At 68.8% G+C, this 17103-nt stretch carries 16 protein-coding genes; 10 read left to right on the top strand and 6 right to left on the bottom strand.

Annotation, left to right across the window (positions count from 1 at the left end; translation table 11 throughout):
- The first annotated feature begins 95 nt into the window (after positions 1-95).
- From ABT294_RS01080 to ABT294_RS01065, 4 genes are read left to right on the top strand one after another with little or no spacing between them, the layout of a single operon-like run.
- Positions 96-1217: a polyamine ABC transporter substrate-binding protein gene (locus ABT294_RS01080; RefSeq protein ID WP_350802641.1), complete on the top strand. Its 1122-nt coding sequence runs from the start codon at positions 96-98 to the stop codon at positions 1215-1217.
- Positions 1218-1227: 10 nt separating this feature from the next.
- Positions 1228-2142, top strand: coding sequence for an ABC transporter permease (locus tag ABT294_RS01075; protein ID WP_350802640.1), 915 nt, complete (start codon positions 1228-1230; stop codon positions 2140-2142).
- A complete protein-coding gene (locus ABT294_RS01070; RefSeq protein WP_350802638.1) occupies positions 2135-2914 on the top strand; it encodes an ABC transporter permease in 780 nt (259 codons plus the stop codon). The genes ABT294_RS01075 and ABT294_RS01070 overlap by 8 nt, the downstream gene beginning before the upstream one ends.
- On the top strand, positions 2901-3950 hold the full coding sequence (locus ABT294_RS01065; RefSeq protein WP_350802637.1) for an ABC transporter ATP-binding protein: 1050 nt from the start codon (positions 2901-2903) through the stop codon (positions 3948-3950). The genes ABT294_RS01070 and ABT294_RS01065 overlap by 14 nt, the downstream gene beginning before the upstream one ends.
- On the opposite strand, the gene ABT294_RS01060 is transcribed toward ABT294_RS01065, so the two are convergent.
- A complete protein-coding gene (locus tag ABT294_RS01060; protein WP_350802636.1) occupies positions 3944-4549 on the bottom strand; it encodes a TetR/AcrR family transcriptional regulator in 606 nt (201 codons plus the stop codon). The genes ABT294_RS01065 and ABT294_RS01060 overlap by 7 nt on opposite strands.
- Positions 4550-4692: 143 nt before the next feature.
- On the opposite strand from ABT294_RS01060, the gene ABT294_RS01055 reads away from it, so the two are divergent.
- The 6 genes from ABT294_RS01055 to ABT294_RS01030 all read left to right on the top strand — a co-directional run bounded on the left by ABT294_RS01055 (position 4693) and on the right by ABT294_RS01030 (position 12057).
- Entirely contained in the window at positions 4693-5943 is a 1251-nt protein-coding gene (locus ABT294_RS01055; protein WP_350802635.1) for a nucleotide disphospho-sugar-binding domain-containing protein, read from the top strand.
- A gap of 31 nt (positions 5944-5974) precedes the next feature.
- Entirely contained in the window at positions 5975-7372 is a 1398-nt protein-coding gene (locus ABT294_RS01050; protein ID WP_350802633.1) for an aminobutyraldehyde dehydrogenase, read from the top strand.
- A gap of 174 nt (positions 7373-7546) precedes the next feature.
- Entirely contained in the window at positions 7547-10654 is a 3108-nt protein-coding gene (locus ABT294_RS01045; RefSeq protein ID WP_350802632.1) for a sensor histidine kinase, read from the top strand.
- Complete coding sequence (locus ABT294_RS01040; RefSeq protein WP_502911934.1) at positions 10651-11073, top strand: roadblock/LC7 domain-containing protein; 423 nt, start codon at positions 10651-10653, stop codon at positions 11071-11073. The genes ABT294_RS01045 and ABT294_RS01040 overlap by 4 nt, the downstream gene beginning before the upstream one ends.
- Positions 11074-11093: 20 nt before the next feature.
- Positions 11094-11498: a DUF742 domain-containing protein gene (locus ABT294_RS01035; protein ID WP_350802631.1), complete on the top strand. Its 405-nt coding sequence runs from the start codon at positions 11094-11096 to the stop codon at positions 11496-11498.
- Positions 11479-12057: a GTP-binding protein gene (locus tag ABT294_RS01030; protein WP_350802630.1), complete on the top strand. Its 579-nt coding sequence runs from the start codon at positions 11479-11481 to the stop codon at positions 12055-12057. The genes ABT294_RS01035 and ABT294_RS01030 overlap by 20 nt, the downstream gene beginning before the upstream one ends.
- A 99-nt stretch (positions 12058-12156) precedes the next feature.
- Here the strand turns inward: ABT294_RS01030 and ABT294_RS01025 are convergent, their stop codons facing one another.
- The 5 genes from ABT294_RS01025 to ABT294_RS01005 form a co-directional block, all read right to left on the bottom strand.
- Entirely contained in the window at positions 12157-12936 is a 780-nt protein-coding gene (locus tag ABT294_RS01025; protein ID WP_350802629.1) for an ABC transporter ATP-binding protein, read from the bottom strand.
- A 91-nt stretch (positions 12937-13027) separates the two neighbouring features.
- Positions 13028-14485 carry a dihydroorotase gene (locus ABT294_RS01020; RefSeq protein WP_350802628.1) on the bottom strand — a complete coding sequence of 486 codons (1458 nt, stop codon included), beginning with the start codon at positions 14483-14485 and terminating at the stop codon, positions 13028-13030.
- Between the two features lie 9 nt (positions 14486-14494).
- Entirely contained in the window at positions 14495-15271 is a 777-nt protein-coding gene (locus tag ABT294_RS01015) for an ABC transporter permease (RefSeq protein WP_350802625.1), read from the bottom strand.
- Positions 15268-16077, bottom strand: coding sequence for an ABC transporter permease (locus ABT294_RS01010; RefSeq protein WP_350802623.1), 810 nt, complete (start codon positions 16075-16077; stop codon positions 15268-15270). The genes ABT294_RS01015 and ABT294_RS01010 overlap by 4 nt, the downstream gene beginning before the upstream one ends.
- On the bottom strand, positions 16074-17021 hold the full coding sequence (locus ABT294_RS01005; RefSeq protein WP_350802622.1) for an ABC transporter substrate-binding protein: 948 nt from the start codon (positions 17019-17021) through the stop codon (positions 16074-16076). Before ABT294_RS01005 ends, ABT294_RS01010 begins: the two co-directional genes overlap by 4 nt.
- Between the last annotated feature and the right edge of the window lie 82 nt (positions 17022-17103).

Raw genomic sequence — 17103 nt, 5'->3', positions numbered from 1 at the left:
CCATGTTGATTTCTGCTGCAACACTCCTGGTCTGGTCTGCCGTGCCCGGTTGATCGCGCCCTCTCGTCCATCGCAATTCAGAAGGAGTAGCGGACGTGTTCCGTACCCGGATCACCCGTCGTCTGCCGGCCGTCGTCGCGGTGGCCGGCCTCGCGCTCGCCGCAGCGGCGTGCGGCGGTGAGTCGTCAAACAGCGCGGAGAGCGCGCCCCAGGCGACGGCTGACCAGCTCAACCCGAACGCCGACCTGTCGAAGCAGTCGCTGAGCATCACGGTGTGGGACGGCTACACGCCCAAGGAGCTTCCTGAGAAGGTCAAGGAGAAGCTCAAGGTCTCCGACATGAAGATCGCTCTGCACGCCACCAACGAAGAGGCGATGACCAAGCTGACCGCCAACGGCGACAGCGGCATCGACGTGGCGTTCGTGTCGGGTCAGTACGCGCAGGCGCTGAACGCGCAGGGCCTGCTGGAGCCGATCCACCCGGAGCTGATCCCCAACCTGGCCAACCTCTACCCCGAGGCCACCCAGCTCTCCTACGACAAGGGCAACAAGTACTCCGTCCCCTACACCTGGGGCACGACGGGCATCTGCTACCGCAGCGACCTGGTGAAGTCGCCGCCGACGAGCTGGAACGACATCCTCAAGCCGCCGTCCTGGGCCGAGAAGAAGGTCACGATGATGACCACGGAGCGCTGGCTGGCCCTGCCCGCGCTCAAGGCGCTCCACTACTCGGTCAACACCGACAAGGACGACGAGATCGCCAAGGCCAAGCAGCTCCTGATGGACGCCAAGCCGCACCTGCTCGGCTACGACGACACCACCTTCGGCGACAAGCTGAAGTCGGGCGAGGCCATGATGGTCGAGGCGTGGGACGGCTGGTGCCCCACCACCGACGAGAAGCAGAACATCAAGTTCGTGGTGCCGAAGGAGGGCAGCGACCTCTGGGTGGACACCATGGTGATCATGAAGTCCTCCAAGAACAAGGAGGCGGCGCACGCCCTGATCAACTACATCCTCGACCCCGCGATCCACAGCTGGGCGGCCGAGAACATCAACTACAAGGTCCCGAACAAGGCGGCCATGGACCAGGTGAAGATCGCCAAGGGTTCGCTGCTGGGGATCAAGCCGGCCGAGCTGCTCAACGGCGAGTCGATCATCGACCTGGGGCAGGCGTCAACGAAGTTCACCCGCCTCCAGACCGAGGTCGGGGCGAAGTAGAAGTAGTGCAGTGAAGGCAGAAACCGAGGCCAGGCCGGCGTCCCCCTCGGGGGACGCCAGGCCCGCGCGCGGGAAGCGTGGCCGGAAGGCGGGCCGGCCTGGCGGCCCCCTCGCCGCGGTCACCTTCCTGGCGCCCGGCCTGACATACCTGATCGTGCTCCTGCTGGTGCCGCTGGCGCTGGTGCTCAGCTACACGGTCTTCCAGCGCGGACGTTTCGGTGGCGTCGTCTACGAGTTCACCACCGAGAACTTCACCCGCCTGTTCGACCCGCTCTACCTGGACGTCGTCGGCAGCTCGCTGAAGATCGCCGGTCTCACCACGCTGATCGCGCTGGCGCTCGGCTACCCGACGGCCTACCTGATCGCCCAGCTGCCGCAGAAGTGGAAGACGATCGCGCTGATCGCGATCGTGCTGCCGTTCTGGACGAACTTCATCATCCGCGTCTACGCCTGGATCATCCTGCTCAGCGGGCCCGGCCTGGTGAACTCCGGGCTCAAGGCGTTGGGCCTGGGCCCGTTCGAGCTGCTGTACAACCAGGGGACCATCGTCACCGGACTGCTCTACTCCTACCTGCCGCTGATGGTGCTGCCGCTGTACGCGACGATCGAGAAGCTCGACCCGCAGCTGCGCGAGGCGTCCGCGAACCTGGGCGCGTCGGCGTTCACCACGTTCCGCAAGGTGACGCTGCCGCTGACCGTGCCGGGCGTGCTGACCGGCTGCCTGTTCGTGTTCGTGCCCAGCTTCGGCAACTTCGTCATTCCGGAGATGCTCGGCGGAGGCAAGACGGTGATGGTGGGCAACCTGATCCGCACCGAGTTCCTCAAGGCGCGCGACTGGCCGTTCGGCTCCACGCTGGCGCTGGCGCTCGTGGCGGTGCTGATCGTGCTGCTCGTCGTGCAGGCATGGGCGGCCCGTCGTGCGTAGGTTCAAACTGCTCCAGATCCCGTTCTGGCTGACGTACGCCTTCCTGTACCTGCCGATCGCGGTGCTGGTCGTGATGTCGTTCAACTCCGGCAAGTCGGCGTACACCTACGAGGGGTTCAGCCTCAAGTGGTACGGCGAGCTGGCCCAGGACGAGCGCGTCAGGGACGGACTGGTCAACACGCTGATCGTGGCGGCCGGCTCGACGGTGATCGCGACCGTCCTCGGCACGCTGCTGGCGGTCGGCCTGGCCAGGCACACCCGGTCGCGCGCGCTCGACGCGTTCGCGCTGATGCCCGCCGTGCTGCCCGACCTGGTGATCGCGATCGGCCTGCTGATCTTCTACGGCACGATCAAGCTGACGCTCGGCCTCTACTCGGTGGTCCTGTCGCACGCGCTGTTCTCGATGGCGTTCGTCGCCGCCGTGGTGCGCACCAGGCTGACGAACACCGACACCTCGCTGGAGGAGGCCTCCCGCGACCTCGGCGCGGGACCCGTCACCACCTTCATGAGGGTCACGCTCCCGCAGCTCGTGCCGGGCATCGTGGCGGGCGCGCTGCTGGCGTTCACGCTCTCGCTGGACGAGTTCGTCATCGCCTTCTTCACGATCGGCAACACCGAACAGACGCTGCCGATCGTCATCTACTCAATGATTCGTTTCGGGGTGACCCCGAAGATCAACGCGCTGGCCGCGATCCTGCTCCTGGTGAGCTTCACGGCGGTGATCGCCGGGCAGCGGATGACCAAGATCGGGGAGTCACGTGCTCAAGATTGACGGGATCACCCGCCGGTTCGGCGACGTCACCGCGCTCGACGGCGTCTCACTGGAGATCGGGCAGGGCGAGTTCTTCGCCCTGCTCGGCCCCTCGGGCTGCGGCAAGACCACCCTGCTCCGCATCCTGGCGGGCTTCGAGACGCCCGACAGCGGCACGGTGACGCTCGACGGCGACGACCTGCTCGCCACGCCGCCGAACCGGCGGCCGATCAGCCTGATGTTCCAGTCGTACGCGCTGTTCCCGCACATGACCGTGGCCAGGAACGTCGCCTACGGCCTGGAGCAGGAGAAGCTGCCACGCCAGGAGATCAAGCAGCGCGTCGGCGAGGTGCTGGAGACCGTGGGCCTGTCGGCGCACGGCGACAGGAAGCCCGCGCAGTTGTCCGGCGGCCAGCGCCAGCGGGTCGCGCTGGCCCGCTCGATCGTCAAGCGGCCCCGGCTGCTCCTGCTGGACGAGCCGCTGTCGGCGCTCGACAAGAAGGTCCGCGCCGACATGCAGCTGGAGCTCAAGCGGCTGCAGCACGAGGTCGGCATCACCTTCGTGGTCGTCACCCACGACCAGGAGGAGGCCATGTCGCTCGCCGACCGCATCGCGGTCTTCGACACCGGCCAGGTCCGCCAGGTGGACGAGCCCGTCGCCCTGTACGAGCGGCCCCGCACCCGGTTCGTGGCCGACTTCGTCGGCGCCAACAACCTCTTCGAGGGTACGGCGGGCGGCGCCGACGCCCTCCAGACGCCGGACTTCGGCTCGCTCCCCGGCACTCCGCTGGAGGGCCTGGAGGACGGCGTCAAGGCGCTGCTGGGCGTCCGCCCGGAGAAGATCAGGCTGGGCGACGCGGAGGCCGCGGACGGCCTCGACGGCAGCGTCCTGGACGTGAGCTTTTACGGCGGCGTCTCGCACCTGTCGATCGACGTGCCAGGACACGTCAAGCCCGTCCTGGTGGCCGTCCAGGGGGCGAGCACCGTGCAGCCGGGGGCCCAGGTCAAGCTCCAGTGGGAGGCCAGGGACGCGGTCATCATCCCGGTGGGTCAATGATCGAGGGCGTGGCCCGTCGCCGTGCGCGCGTAGGAGAGGATCAGCTCTGCCGCCTCCTCCGGGCCGATGACCGGGTGCCTGGCGGTGATGCGGTAGCCGTAGGCGTCCTCCAGCGCCACCAGGTTGCGCGCGATCGTCAGCGAGTCGCCGCGCAGCGTGAACACCCCCAGCGCGGCCCCCGTGTCGAGGATCGACTGGTACATCGACACCTGGCGGTCGTACAGGGACGTGAGCAGCACGCCGTACACCCTGTTGCGGCCCGCCGCCCCGCCGAGCTCGTTGAGCAGCCGCACGTCGGGGTCGAGCGAGCCGGTGGGCAGCCCCGACCTGATCGTCTTGGCCAGCTTCTCCGCCGGGTCGGTGAGCGTCGAGAGCTGGCGCAGCCGCTGCTCGTAGAAGCGCTCCATCCCGGAGTGCTGCGCCTCGACCAGCAGCTCGCTCAGGTCGGGGTAGTGGTAGAGCACGGCGCCGGAGGTCAGCCCGGCCTCCTCGGCCACGTGCGAGAGCTGCACGCCGTCGATGCCGTGGCGGATGATGGCCCTGCGTGCGGCCTCGATGAGGTCGAGGCGCCGGTCCGTACGGCTCTTGCGCTGGGCCATGCTCACCACCTTGTTTGTGCGTCGTTCAGGAAGCCGTGACCATAGTGCCTTGAAGTTGACCTTCCCGCTAGACAAGTATTTGAATTCCCCTTCAAAGCTGACGTCCCCCCCGGAGTTGCTCGATGTCTCTCACCATCCTGTTCATGCCTGAAAGCGCCTACGGACCGACGAACAACAGCATCGGCATCGGCGACATCCTGCGCCGCCGGGGTCACCGCGTCGTCTTCGCGGCGGAGGCGTCGTGGAAGGGCAAGCTGGAAGCGCTCGGCTTCGAGGAGGACCTGGTCGACCTCGCCCCTCCGGCCGAGGACGCCGAGGAGCAGGACCCCGGGCAGTTCTGGAAGGACTTCATCCGCGAGACCGCGCCCGAGTACCGCAAGAGCACGCTCGAGCAGCTGGAGACCGTGACGAAGCCGATCTGGGAGTCGCTGATCGACGGCGTCAAGTACTGCGAGCCGCAGCTCAAGGCGATCATCGAGCGGGTCCAGCCGGACGTCATCGTCGAGGACAACGTGATCACGTTCCCGGCGCTGCTCACGACGGGCAAGAAGTTCGTCCGCATCGTCTCCTGCAACCCGCTGGAGGTGCGCGGCGAGAACGTCGCGCCGGTCTTCTCCGGGCTGCCAGCCGACCACCGCGGCGAGTGGGCGGCCTTCCGCGCCGAGTACGAGCGCACCCACCGCGAGCTGTGGAACGCCTTCAACGAGTGGTGCGTCGAGCAGGGCGCCGAGCCGCTGCCCGACCTCGACTTCATCCACGAGGGCGACCTGAACCTCTACGTGTACCCGGAGATCCTCGACTACACCGACGCCCGCCCCCTGGGCGAGAGCTGGCACCGGCTCGACTCGTCGGTGCGCGAGACCGAGGAGCCGTTCGAGCTGCCGTTCACCCGCGGCGAGGGCGCGCTGGTCTACTTCTCCCTCGGCTCGCTCGGCTCGTCGGACGTGGAGCTGATGCAGCGGGTGATCGACGTGCTCGCCGGCACCCCGCACCAGTACATCGTCTCCAAGGGCCCGCTGCACGAGGAGATCAAGCTGGCCGACAACATGTGGGGCGCCGAGTTCCTCCCGCAGACCAAGATCATTCCGATGTGTGACCTGGTCATCACGCACGGAGGCAACAACACCACCACGGAGGCGGCGCACTTCGGCAAGCCGATGATCCTGCTGCCGCTCTTCTGGGACCAGTACGACAACGCCCAGCGGGTGGACGAACTGGGCTATGGTGTCAGACTCTCGACCTACGGCTTCACCGACGAGGAGCTGACGGGCGCGCTCGACCGCCTGCTCGGCGACGCCGAGATGCGGTCCCGGTTGGCCGCCGCGGGCGAGGAGATCCGCCGCCGCGACGGCCTGCGCAAGGCCGCCGACCTGATCGAGCAGCTCGGCCAGTAGGAGCCGGGGCCGACCTGAGGAAAGAACCCCCATGCGTGTAGTGATCAACCCCGCCACCGGCCTTCCGTGCGCCGAAGTCCCCGACACCCCGGTCGCGGCCGTGGAGCCGGTCGTGCAGAAGGCGCGCGAGGCGTTCGGCGAGTGGTCGGAGGCTACGCCCGCCGAGCGGGCCCGGCTGCTGCTGCGGCTGGCCGACCTGGTCGAGGCCGACGCCGAGGAGCTGACCCGGCTGGAGGTCGAGGAGACGGGCAAGCCCGCCGCCGTCTTCAGGGACGGCGAGCTGCCCTTCGCCGTCGACAACCTGCGCTTCTTCGCGGGCGCCGCGCGCTCGCTGGAGGGCTCGGGGGCCGGGGTGTTCAGCCGTGGCTACACCTCGGTCATGCTGCGCCGCCCGGTCGGCGTGGTGGGGTCGATCGCGCCGTGGAACTTCCCGTTCGTCATGGCCGTCTGGAAGGTCGGCCCGGCGGTGGCCGCGGGCAACGCGGTGGTCATCAAGCCGGCGCCGCAGACGCCGCGCACCACGCTCCGGCTGGCGGAGCTGTTCGCCAAGGCGGGCGCCCCCGCTGGGCTGGTGCAGGCCGTCACCGGCGACGCCGAGGTGGGCGAGGCGCTGGTCACCGACCCGGGCGTGGACATGGTCAGCGTCACGGGTTCGACGGAGACCGGCAGGGCCGTGATGACGGGCGCGGCGAAGACGCTCAAGCGCGTCCACCTGGAACTGGGCGGCAAGGCTCCTGCGCTGGTCTTCGAGGACGCCGACCTGGCGGAGATGGCCCACGGCGTCGCCATGGGCGCCACCTACAACACCGGCCAGGACTGCACCGCCGCCACCCGGGTCTACGTGGCCCGCCAGGTGTACGACGAGGCGGTGGAGGCGATCAGGGAGACGCTCGCCGGCATCACCGTCGGCGACCCGCGGGACCCGTCCACCGACATCGGCCCGCTGATCTCGGCTGCGCACCGCGACCGGGTGCACGGCTTCGTCTCCCGCTCGGGCGGGCGTGTGGTGCACGGTGGCGCGCCGCTCGACGGGCCGGGCTTCTTCTACCCGCCGACACTCGTGGCGGACGTCGCGCAGGCCAGCGAGATCGTCCAAGGTGAACTTTTCGGACCGGTCCTAGTGGCCCTGCCGTTCGACGGCGAGGACGAGGCCGTCCGGCTCGCCAACGACACGCGCTACGGGCTGGCGTCCTCGGTCTGGTCGCGTGACGTGGCCAGGGCGATGCGCGTCTCGCACCGCCTGGATGTGGGCGTGACCTGGGTGAACGACCACCTGCCCATCGCGAGTGAGGCCCCGCACGGCGGTGTCAAGGGCAGCGGGTTCGGCAAGGACATGAGCCAGGAAGCGGTGCAGGAGTACTCGGTCACCCGGCATCTGATGGTCAAGCACGCGGCGCCGGCGGAGCGGGACTCCTTCCGGCCGGCCTGAAATTACGCGCGGCGAAATGCGACGTCCATGGCACATTGGTCGCATTTGATGGGGTATGTCCGGTTGGCCGATCTGGTACGGGTTGTGTTCCAATTACCCGGCCCGACATAATCCCATGCGCCCCAAGCGTGTCAGATTTTTCGAGCACGTACCGGCGAGAGGTTGCGAGACTCAGTGAGGACGGAAAACCCCAGGCATACCAGGTCGGGGGAGTACACAGGCGGACTGTTCCGGCTGGGCAACTGGCGTGTGCGCTCCAGGCTGGTGGCGCTGATCCTCATCCCCACCGTCGTGGGTGTGCTGCTCGCCGGTGTCCAGTTGGCCAACGCGATCGGCACCAGCGCCGAGTACCGACGGCTCACCCAGGTGGCCGAGCTGGTCCAGCGCGTCGGCGCGCTGTCGCACGAGCTCGGCAAGGAGCGCACGCTCACCGCGTGGTTCCTCGCCGACAACCGGCGAGGCGCCCGCATGGGCCCGCTCCGCACCCAGCGCGAGGCCGTCAACAGCGCCAAGAAGCGGGTACTCGACTCGGCCGCCTTCATCGACGCCTCCCACTCCAGCCGAGTGCGCGAGAGCGTCGACAACATGCGGCGCTGGCTGAACGGCCTCGACGGCCTGCGTGACTCGATCTCGGCCCCGAGCGTCCCGCCCCGAGCCTCCGTCCGCACCTACTCGACGATGATCGAGGTTCTCGCGGGCCTGCAGAAGGACCTGGGCGCCGGCGTCAGCGACGACGGCCTCCAGGGCGACGTGGCCGCCCTCGTCGCGCTCTCGCGCGCGAAGGAGGAGGTCTCGCGCCAGCAGGTCATCCTGATCGTCGCCCTGATCGAGCGCGACCTCGACTACGACGACCTGTCGGACTTCCTCGGCTCGTGGAACAGGCAGCAGGCCGAGCAGGACGTCTTCACCCAGGAAGCCTCCGCCGCGGACCTCAAGACCTACCGCAACGCCGTCAGGGGCCCGGAGATCGACCGCGCCGACGCCATGCGCCAGCGCGCCCTGGCCCAGCAGCGCGAGTACCACCGCATCAGGGACCTGGACATCACCACGCCCGGCCGCGACATCAACGCCTGGTTCGACAGCACCTCGCAGACCACCAACGCGATGCGCAAGGTCGAGGACGGCCTGGCCACCGGCATCGTGGCCACGACGCGTGAGCTGAGCGACACCGAGCAGCGCAACGCCATCGTCTCCGGCGCCACCATCCTGGTCCTGCTGCTCCTCGTCCTGGTGTTCACCACGCGGGTCGCCGGCTCGCTGGTCCGCCCGCTGCGCAGGCTGCGGGCCGAGGCGCTCCAGGTGGCCACCGCCCGGCTGCCCGAGACGGTCCGCGTGCTGCGCGAGTCCGGAGACGGCGCCCAGGTGCCGGACGTCCCCTCGATCGGCATCAACACCCGCGACGAGATCGGGGAAGTGGCCCGGGCCTTCGACGAGGTCCACCGCGAGGCGATCAGGCTGGCCGGCGACGAGGCCAAGCTGCGCACCAACGTCAACTCGATGTTCGTCAACCTCTCCCGCCGCAGCCAGACTCTGGTCGAGCGGCAGCTGCAGCTGATCGAGGGTCTGGAGCAGGGCGAGGAGGACGAGGACCGGCTCGCCAACCTGTTCCGCCTCGACCACCTGGCCACCCGCATGCGCCGCAACAGCGAGAACCTGCTGGTCCTCGCCGGCCAGGAGGCCGCGCGCAAGTGGAGCGAGCCGGTGCCGCTGGTCGACATCGCCCGCGCCTCGCTGTCGGAGGTCGAGAACTACGAGCGGGTCCAGATCCAGATCCCGTCGAACATCTCGATCGTCGGCCCCGCCGTCACCGACGCCGTGCACCTGCTCGCCGAGCTGATCGAGAACGCCATCTCCTTCTCGCCGCGCGAGAGCAAGGTGCAGGTCAGCAGCACGCCCACCGAGGGCGGAGTGCTGGTGTCGATCAACGACCTGGGCATCGGCATGGGCCCGGAGGAACTCGCCGAGGCCAACTGGCGGCTGGCCAACCCGCCCGTCGTGGACGTGGCCGTCTCGCGTCGCATGGGCCTGTTCGTGGTCGGCCGCCTGGCCCTGCGCCACGGTGTCAGGGTCCAGCTCAGGATGCGCGAGACCGGCGGTCTGAGCGCCCTGGTCGTGCTGCCCGACATGCTGATCGCCGGCTCGCAGCCGGACGTGCCGCACCAGCGCAGCCAGTACGACGCCTTCACCACGTTCGACCCGAGCAGCCTGTTCGACCAGCCGGCGCAGAACAACTCCGGCGTCTTCGCCGCGCCGCCCGCCGTCGACACGCCGGACATCCGCAGCCAGGACGACATGCCCGTCGACACCCAGTGGCCGGGCACGCTGCCCGCCCCGGGAAGCACGGGCTGGTCGTTCGGCGACTCGCCCGCGCAGCAGGAGGAGCCGCGCTGGTCGTCCTTCGCGGACGAGCCGCCCAGGCAGCAGGACGAGCCCAGGTGGCCGTCGTTCGCCGAGCAGCCGCCTCCGCTGGACGAGCCGCGCTGGCCGTCCTTCGCGACCGAGCCGCCTCCGATGAAGGAGGAGCCGCGCTGGCCGTCCTTCGGCGACCTCCACCGTCCGGCGTTCGGCGAGGATCAGCCCCGCCCGGCGTTCGGTGAGGATCAGGGTCGTCCGGCGTTCGGTGAGGAGCCTCGCAGGTCGCCGTTCGCGGGCGAGGAGCCGCGCTGGCCGTCGTTCGGCGACGCGCCCAGGCCCGCTGCGGAGCCGCAGGCACAGCAGAACGGGAACTCCGCGTACAGCCCGTTCGGCCCCGGCGACTACTCCTCGCAGGACCTGACCGGCCCGCTCCCCGTGGTGCGCAGCTCGCCGATCGAGGAGCAGAGCGACGAGTTCCTGCCGATCTTCTCCTCCGTCGGCTCCGACTGGTTCCGCCGGCCCGACCCGGAGGAGCTCAGGCCGCGTCCCGAACCGGAGCCGGAAGCGGTGCCCGAGCTTTCCGCGCCGCCGGAGGCGCCGGCCGCGCAACGACCGGCGCTGCCGCAGCGCAAGCCCGGGCAGTCGGGTGCGGGCGCGTCGTGGTCGTCGCCCGCCGACAGCGGCTGGCAGGCGGCGCAGGCCGCCGCCGAGCCCGCCCAGGGCGGCACCACCGCCTCAGGTCTGCCGAGGCGCGTGCCGAAGGCGAACCTGGTGCCGGGCACGGCCAGTCCGGCCGAGCCCGAGGCGACGTCTCCTGCGCCGCCGGTCTCTCCCGAGCGGCTGCGGAGCCGGCTCTCCAGCTTCCAGCAGGGCGTTCGCCAAGGCCGAGCGTTCACCCGCGGAGAAGAGAATGAGGAGGACAAATGAGAGAACTGAGCCAGGGAGCACGTGGCATCAGTTGGCTGATCACTGACTTCGTCAACAATGTGCCCGGCGTCGCGCACACCGTCGTGGTGTCGTCGGACGGCCTGCCGTTGGCTTTCTCCGAGGGTTTCCCCAAGGACCGGGCCGACCAGCTCGCCGCGGTGGCCTCCGGTGTGGTCAGCCTGACCCAGGGCGCCGCCCGGGTCTTCGAGGGCGGCATGGTGACGCAGACCGTCATCGAGATGCAGCGTGGGCTCCTGATGATCATGTCGATCAGCGATGGGTCCTGCTTGGCGGTCCTTGCCGCGCCCGACTGTGACATGGGGTTGGTGGCCTATCAGATGACGCTGCTGGTCGATCGCGCCGGTCAGGTGCTCACCCCGGCCGTCCGCGCCGAGCTGCAAGCGGCCCGCCCCCGCTAGCCGGGCGGTGACAGGAGATCATGGTGTCAGGTCAAGGTCGGGCTGGTGATAACACTCCGCCGCATCCGGCGGCTCCACGTCCGCAGAAGCCGAGCAGCCTGGTACGGCCCTACGCCGTGACCGGTGGCCGCACGGCCCCACGGATGAAGTTCGCCATGGAGGCGCTGGTGTCCTCCGTGACGTCGGAATATCAAGACATTTCACTACTTAGTCCGGAGTATCAGGCGATCATCCAGCTGACCCGGAACGTCAGATCGGTTGCTGAGATCTCCGCCCTTTTGCGCCAGCCTCTCGGCGTGGTCCGGGTGCTGATCGCCGATATGGCGTCCGAGGGCCTGATCCGCGTGCACCAGCCTGCGCTGGACGCGGGAAAGCCGGACCTCAACTTGCTCGAAAGGGTGCTCAGTGGACTTCGCAGGCTCTAGCCCCGGCCTCACCTCGACGAAGATCGTCGTGGCCGGCGGCTTCGGCGTGGGAAAGACGACGTTCGTGGGTGCGGTCTCGGAGATCCTGCCGCTCACCACGGAAGCGGTGATGACGGACGCGTCGGCGGGCGTCGACGACGTCTCGCTCACGCCGAACAAGACGACGACGACCGTGGCGATGGACTTCGGCCGCGTCTCGCTGGATCGTGACCTGATCCTGTACCTGTTCGGCACGCCCGGACAGCACCGGTTCTGGTTCATGTGGGACGACCTGGTACGCGGCGCCATCGGCGCGGTCGTCCTGGTCGACACCCGTCGTCTGGCTGACAGCTTCCCCGCCATCGACTACTTCGAAGAGGCCAAGCTGCCCTTCGTGATCGGCATCAACGGCTGGGACGGCACATTCGCCCACCAGGAGGAGGAGATCCGGGAAGCGCTGTCACTGGGCTCACACACGCCCATCGTGCGGCTGGACGCCCGAGCACGCGACTCGGTGAAGTCCACCCTGATCACGCTCGTGGAGCACGCGCTGACGCGCCACATGCACACGCCTGCCTGACACGAGCCGAGAAGACTTTCGCCGAGTGCCGCCGGACCGGAGTCCGGCGGCACTCGCCGTTCGTCAGGCGGGACCTCAGGCGGGACCTCAGCCGGGACCTCAGGCGGGAGTGGTCTCCGACTCGACGCCGCGCACCAGCCGCCCGACCTCGGCGCGCAGATGCACGAAGTCGGGATGCTCCCTGGTGGTGATCTGGTCACGCGGCGCGGGGAGGTCCACCTTCAGGTCGCCCACCACGCGCGCCGGGGCCTTGGACAGGACCACCACCCGGTCGCCCACGTACACGCTCTCGTCGATGTCGTGGGTGATGAGCACGATCGTCATCTTGTGGTGGCCGCGCACCTGCAGCACGAGGTCCTCGAGGTCCTCGCGGGTCTGCGCGTCGACCGAGCCGAACGGCTCGTCCATGAGCATGAGCGTCGGACGGTAGGCCAGCGCCCTGGCGATCGCCACCCGCTGCTGCATGCCGCCGGAGAGCTGGAACGGGTACTTGCGCCCGGCCTCCGCCAGGCCCACCGACTCCAGCGCCTCGCCGGCCGCCTCGCGACGGCCCTTCTTGTCCATCCCCTTGCGCCGCAGCGGCAGCGCCACGTTGTCGGCCACCGACATCCAGGGGAACAGCGAGCGGCTGTAGTCCTGGAAGACGACCGCGAGGTTGTCGGGCGTCTGGCTGACCAGCGTGCCCTCGACCCGGATCTCGCCGCCCGTCGGCTTGATCAGCCCGGCGATCGAGCGCAGCAGTGTGGACTTCCCGCTCCCCGACGGCCCGACGATGCACAGCAGCTCGCCTTCGGCGACGCTCAGGCTCAGCCCGTCGATGGCGCGGTGGGCGCCGGGGCCGCTGCCGTACACGTGCGTGAGGTTGTCTATCTCGAGCAAGGGATGTCCTTAGGGGGAATCCGGAGACAACACGGCGACTCTACCGAAGCGGCGAAATGTTGCCTACGAAGCGGTTGATTCTGGTATCGGCTCAGACCAGCGGCCTGGACAGGTACCGTCCCACCGGGCGGCCGACGATCTTGCCGGAGTCCAGCACGTGGTTGCCCCGCACGAACGTGTCGGTCACCTTGGCCGTGAGCTTGAAGCCCTCGAACGGCGTGTACTCCTGCGTCGACTCCGACTCGGCCGCGCGCACCGTCCACGCCTGGTCGGGGTCGACCAGGCTGATGTCGGCGTCGAACCCGGGCGCGATCGTGCCCTTGGTCCGCAGGCCGAACCGGCGGGCCGGGTTCCACGCGGTCAGCGCGGCGATCCGGCCGTACGACAGGTCACGGCGGCCGCCCTCGGTGACCAGGCCGGGCAGCAGGTACTCGGCGCCGCCGAAACCGGCCTTGGCCAGGAACACGTCGTCGGCCGGCTCGCCGAACTTCAGCTCCTCCCGGCAGCAGGCGTGGTCGCTGACCACCCAGTCGACGTTGCCGTTCAGGACGTGCTGCCACAGCGCTTCGACGTCCTCGCGCGGCCTGATCGGCGGGTTCACCTTGGCGCCGAGCCCGCTGGCCGTGTCGATGTCGGCGAGCAGATGCCCGATCGTGACCTCGCGACGGAAGTTGATGTGCGGGAAGGCCTTGGCCATCAGCATGGCCGCGTCCAGCGCCTTGCGCGACGACAGGTGCAGCAGGTTGACGTTGCCCAGCCCGGTCTCGTGCGCCAGGTAGGAGGCGATGAAGACGGCCAGACCCTCGGAGTGCGGCGGCCGCGAGGCGCTGTAGGCGGCCAGCCCGGACAGCTCGCCCGCCTCCTCCACCAGCTTGGTGTAGGCCGTCATGATCTCGGCGGTCTCGCAGTGCAGCGACAGCGAGATCTCGTCGGCCAGCTTGGGGAAGCGCTCCCTGGCGGCCTGCACGCCGCGCATCACGAACTCGAAGTGCGCGTAGTCGTAGCGCTCGCCCTCGGGCAGCATGAGGAACCTGCTCTGGTCGGCCGAGCGGCCGTGCAGCCCGTGCCCGCCGTAGAACATGAAGATCTTGAAGGACGGCACGCCGAACCGCTCGACCAGGTCGGGCAGCTCGCCGATGTGCCCGCTGGACATCGGCGCGAGGTGGAAGCCGTAGTCGATGTAGGCCTGCCCCTCGGCCTGCGCCAGCACCTCGGGGAAGAAGTCGGCGTAGGCGCCGCCCTTGTTCAGGTAGTACTGGCCGGTGCGCATGTAGGTGAGCGCGGTCGTGACGCCGCCCTGGGCGCTCGCCATGCTCTCCGAGGACGAGTCCTCCGGCAGCGGGTTGTAGATGCCCCAGTGCTGGTGGGCGTCCACGACGCCGGGGAAGGCGAGCCTGCCGTCGCCGTCGATCACCTCGTCGACGCCGTCGGTGGGCAGGCCGGGGCCGACCCGGTCGATCCGCCCGCCGGTCACGGCGATGTCCGCGGGCACGGGCTCGTCCCGATCGTGCGTGACCACGCGCACGTTCTTCAGCAACAGATCCGTCACATTGGCCTCCTACGCGGTACGCCGGGCGCCGCGGTGCCACCTGAGCATGCGGCGCTCGGCCATGAGGAACAGGGAGTTGAGTACGTAGCCGAGCACCCCGAGCACCACCACGCCGCCCCAGATGGCGGAGAAGTCGACGTTGTCGCTGGCCAGGCTGAGCAGGTAGCCGATGCCCTCGGTGCTGGCCTTGAGCTCGGAGACCACCATGAGGATCAGGGCGAGCGACACGCTCAGCCGCAGCCCGGCGAAGATCTTCGGTGAAGCGGCGGGCAGGATGATCCGGAAGAAGCGCAGGCTCGCGGAGACCCCGAAGACGGTGGCGGTCTCGATCTGCAGACGGTCCACGCTGCGCGCGCCGTCGATGGAGTTCAGCAGGATCGGCCAGATGATGCCGAAGATGATGGTCGCCACCTGCACCTGCGTGCCCATGGTGAACAGCACCAGGAAGACCGGGAGCATCGCGGGCGGCGGCACGGCGCGGCCGAACTCCACCAGGGGGTCGATGTAGTCGGCCAGTTGCCCGATCCTGCCGATCGCGACGCCGAGCGCGACGCCGATGACCACGGCCGCGCTCCACGAGCCGATCACCCGGACGAGGCTGGGAACCCAGTTGCGGACCGCCTCATCGGTGAGGACGTACGGGCCGGAGAACCACAGCTCGTACATGTGGGACGCGATCTGCGTGGGCGGGGGAAAGTACGGGTTGGCGGCCGATTTGGTGACGAGCTCCCAGGCGACGAGGACCACCGGTATCAGCCAGAAGCGCTTGACGAGGGTCATGATCATGCGTTCCGCCACCTGAACAGGCGCCGCTCGGCACGCAGCAGCAGGGTGTTGACGACCAGCCCGATGGCCCCGGCCCACACCAGGGTCGCGATCACGTCGATCATCGCGTCGGCGCCGATGCCGGTGCTCGCCTGGATGAGGAAGGCCCCGAGCCCGCCGGCGCCGCCGACGACGTACTCCACGCTGATGGCCAGGATGAGCGTGATCGAGGCGGCCAGCCGGATGCCGGTGAAGATGAACGGCGCGGCGCTCGGCAGCGAAACCCGCCAGACCACGGCCCCCGAGCCGAAGCCGAACGAGCGCAGCGTGTCGGTGGCCACCGGGTCGACGTCGCGCACGCCGTACAGAGTGTTGATCAGGATCGGCCAGGAGGAGGCGTAGACGATGAGCGCGACCTTGGCGTTGATCTCGGGCTGGAAGATGAACAGCGCGAGCGGGATCAGCGCGATCGAGGGGATGGGCCGCAGGAACTCGACGATCGCCCGGGTCATCTCCTCCACGACCGGCACGGTGCCGAGCAGCAGGCCCACCGGCACGGCGACGACCACGGCGAGCGGGAGGCCGATCGCGGCGGCGGTCAGCGTGGAGACCAGGTCGCCGAGGAACTCCGGCTCGAACGCCAGGCCGATCGCCCTGGCCAGCGAGTCCGACGCGGTGGGCAGCCACTTGACCAGGCCGGTCCTGCCGACGACTTCCCAGACGAGCAGAAAAGCCGCCACGCCGATGGCGTGGCGGGCGAGCTTGGCCAGCCTGGCGCGGGCGAGCGAGGACCGCTCACCGCGCGCCAGAGTTGTCGCCGTCGTCATCCCTGCGAGGCGACGATCATCGAGTTGACGTCGATCTTCTGCTTGATGAAGCCGTACTCGAGCATCAGGTCCGCGACCCGCTGGATGCGCTGGGGGCTCAGCGTGGTCGGGTAGTTGCCCAGGTTGATCGTGGCGGCGGTCGCCGCCGGGATCTGGGTGAAGGTCGGCAGGATCTTCGTCACGGCGCTGCGGTCGGTGGCGGCGATGTTCTGCGCCTTGGCCATGGCCCGTTGGAAGGCGGCCAGCGTCTTGGGGTTGCCGGACACCCACTTCTCGGTGGCGGCCCATCCGGTGATCGGCAGGCTCTCGGTCGGACCGGACATGGTGTCGAGGAGCATGGTCGCGCCGAGCTTGTTCTTGGCCTCGCTGACGTACGGGTCGGTCATCCAGACCGCGTCCACGTCACCCTTCTCCAGCGACTGCAGCTGGTTCGTGGTCGGTACCACAACGTATTGGACGTCCGTCTTCGGGTCGAGACCGGCGATCTTGAGGTGGGGGTTCATGGTGAGAACTCCCAGACCGGTGGTGGCGTTAACACCGATCTTCTTGCCCTTCAGGTCCGCGACCTTCTTGATCGGCGAGTTCTTCGGCACCATCACGCCGAAGGCCCCGGCCGCACCCTGGTAGGAGTCGGCGATGTACTTGAACTTCTCCTGACCGGAGCCCTGGATGAACAGGATGGTCGGGTAGCTGCCCAGCACCACGTCCATGCTGCCGTTGGCCAGCTTGGGCAGGACCGCCTGCGGGGCCTGGATGGCCTCGGTCTTGACGTTGAGGCCCTGCTCCTTGAAGAAGCCGCGCTCGATGGCGATGAACAGCGGAGCGGCGTCGGCTCCGGGGTACTCGCCGATCAGAAGGTCCGTCTTCTCAAGACCATTGGCATTGGTGGCGCCTCCGGTCTTGCTATCTGAGCTGGAACACCCCGTAATGACAAGGGTGGCCACAAGTCCAATCAGGGCGGTGCGCCCTAGTGCACCGAACCGCATGTCGCGTCTCCTTCGAACGGGGGGTGATCGACGACGGTCG

The organism is Nonomuraea sp. NPDC000554 (assembly GCF_040300065.1).
Classification (GTDB): domain Bacteria; phylum Actinomycetota; class Actinomycetes; order Streptosporangiales; family Streptosporangiaceae; genus Nonomuraea.
Note: the sequence above shows the minus strand (reverse complement) of the source record. Positions and strands in the feature narration are given on the sequence as shown.

Excerpts from the sequence above, each read along its gene's own strand:
- ABT294_RS01060 (WP_350802636.1), bottom strand. The coding sequence starts at position 4,549 with ATGGCCCAGCGCAAGAGCCGTACGGACCGGCGCCTCGACCTCATCGAG.
- ABT294_RS01055 (WP_350802635.1), top strand. The coding sequence starts at position 4,693 with ATGCCTGAAAGCGCCTACGGACCGACGAACAACAGCATCGGCATCGGC.
- ABT294_RS01050 (WP_350802633.1), top strand. The coding sequence starts at position 5,975 with ATGCGTGTAGTGATCAACCCCGCCACCGGCCTTCCGTGCGCCGAAGTC.
- ABT294_RS01040 (WP_502911934.1), top strand. The coding sequence starts at position 10,651 with ATGAGAGAACTGAGCCAGGGAGCACGTGGCATCAGTTGGCTGATCACT.
- ABT294_RS01035 (WP_350802631.1), top strand. The coding sequence starts at position 11,094 with ATGGTGTCAGGTCAAGGTCGGGCTGGTGATAACACTCCGCCGCATCCG.
- ABT294_RS01015 (WP_350802625.1), bottom strand. The coding sequence starts at position 15,271 with ATGATCATGACCCTCGTCAAGCGCTTCTGGCTGATACCGGTGGTCCTC.
- ABT294_RS01010 (WP_350802623.1), bottom strand. The coding sequence starts at position 16,077 with ATGACGACGGCGACAACTCTGGCGCGCGGTGAGCGGTCCTCGCTCGCC.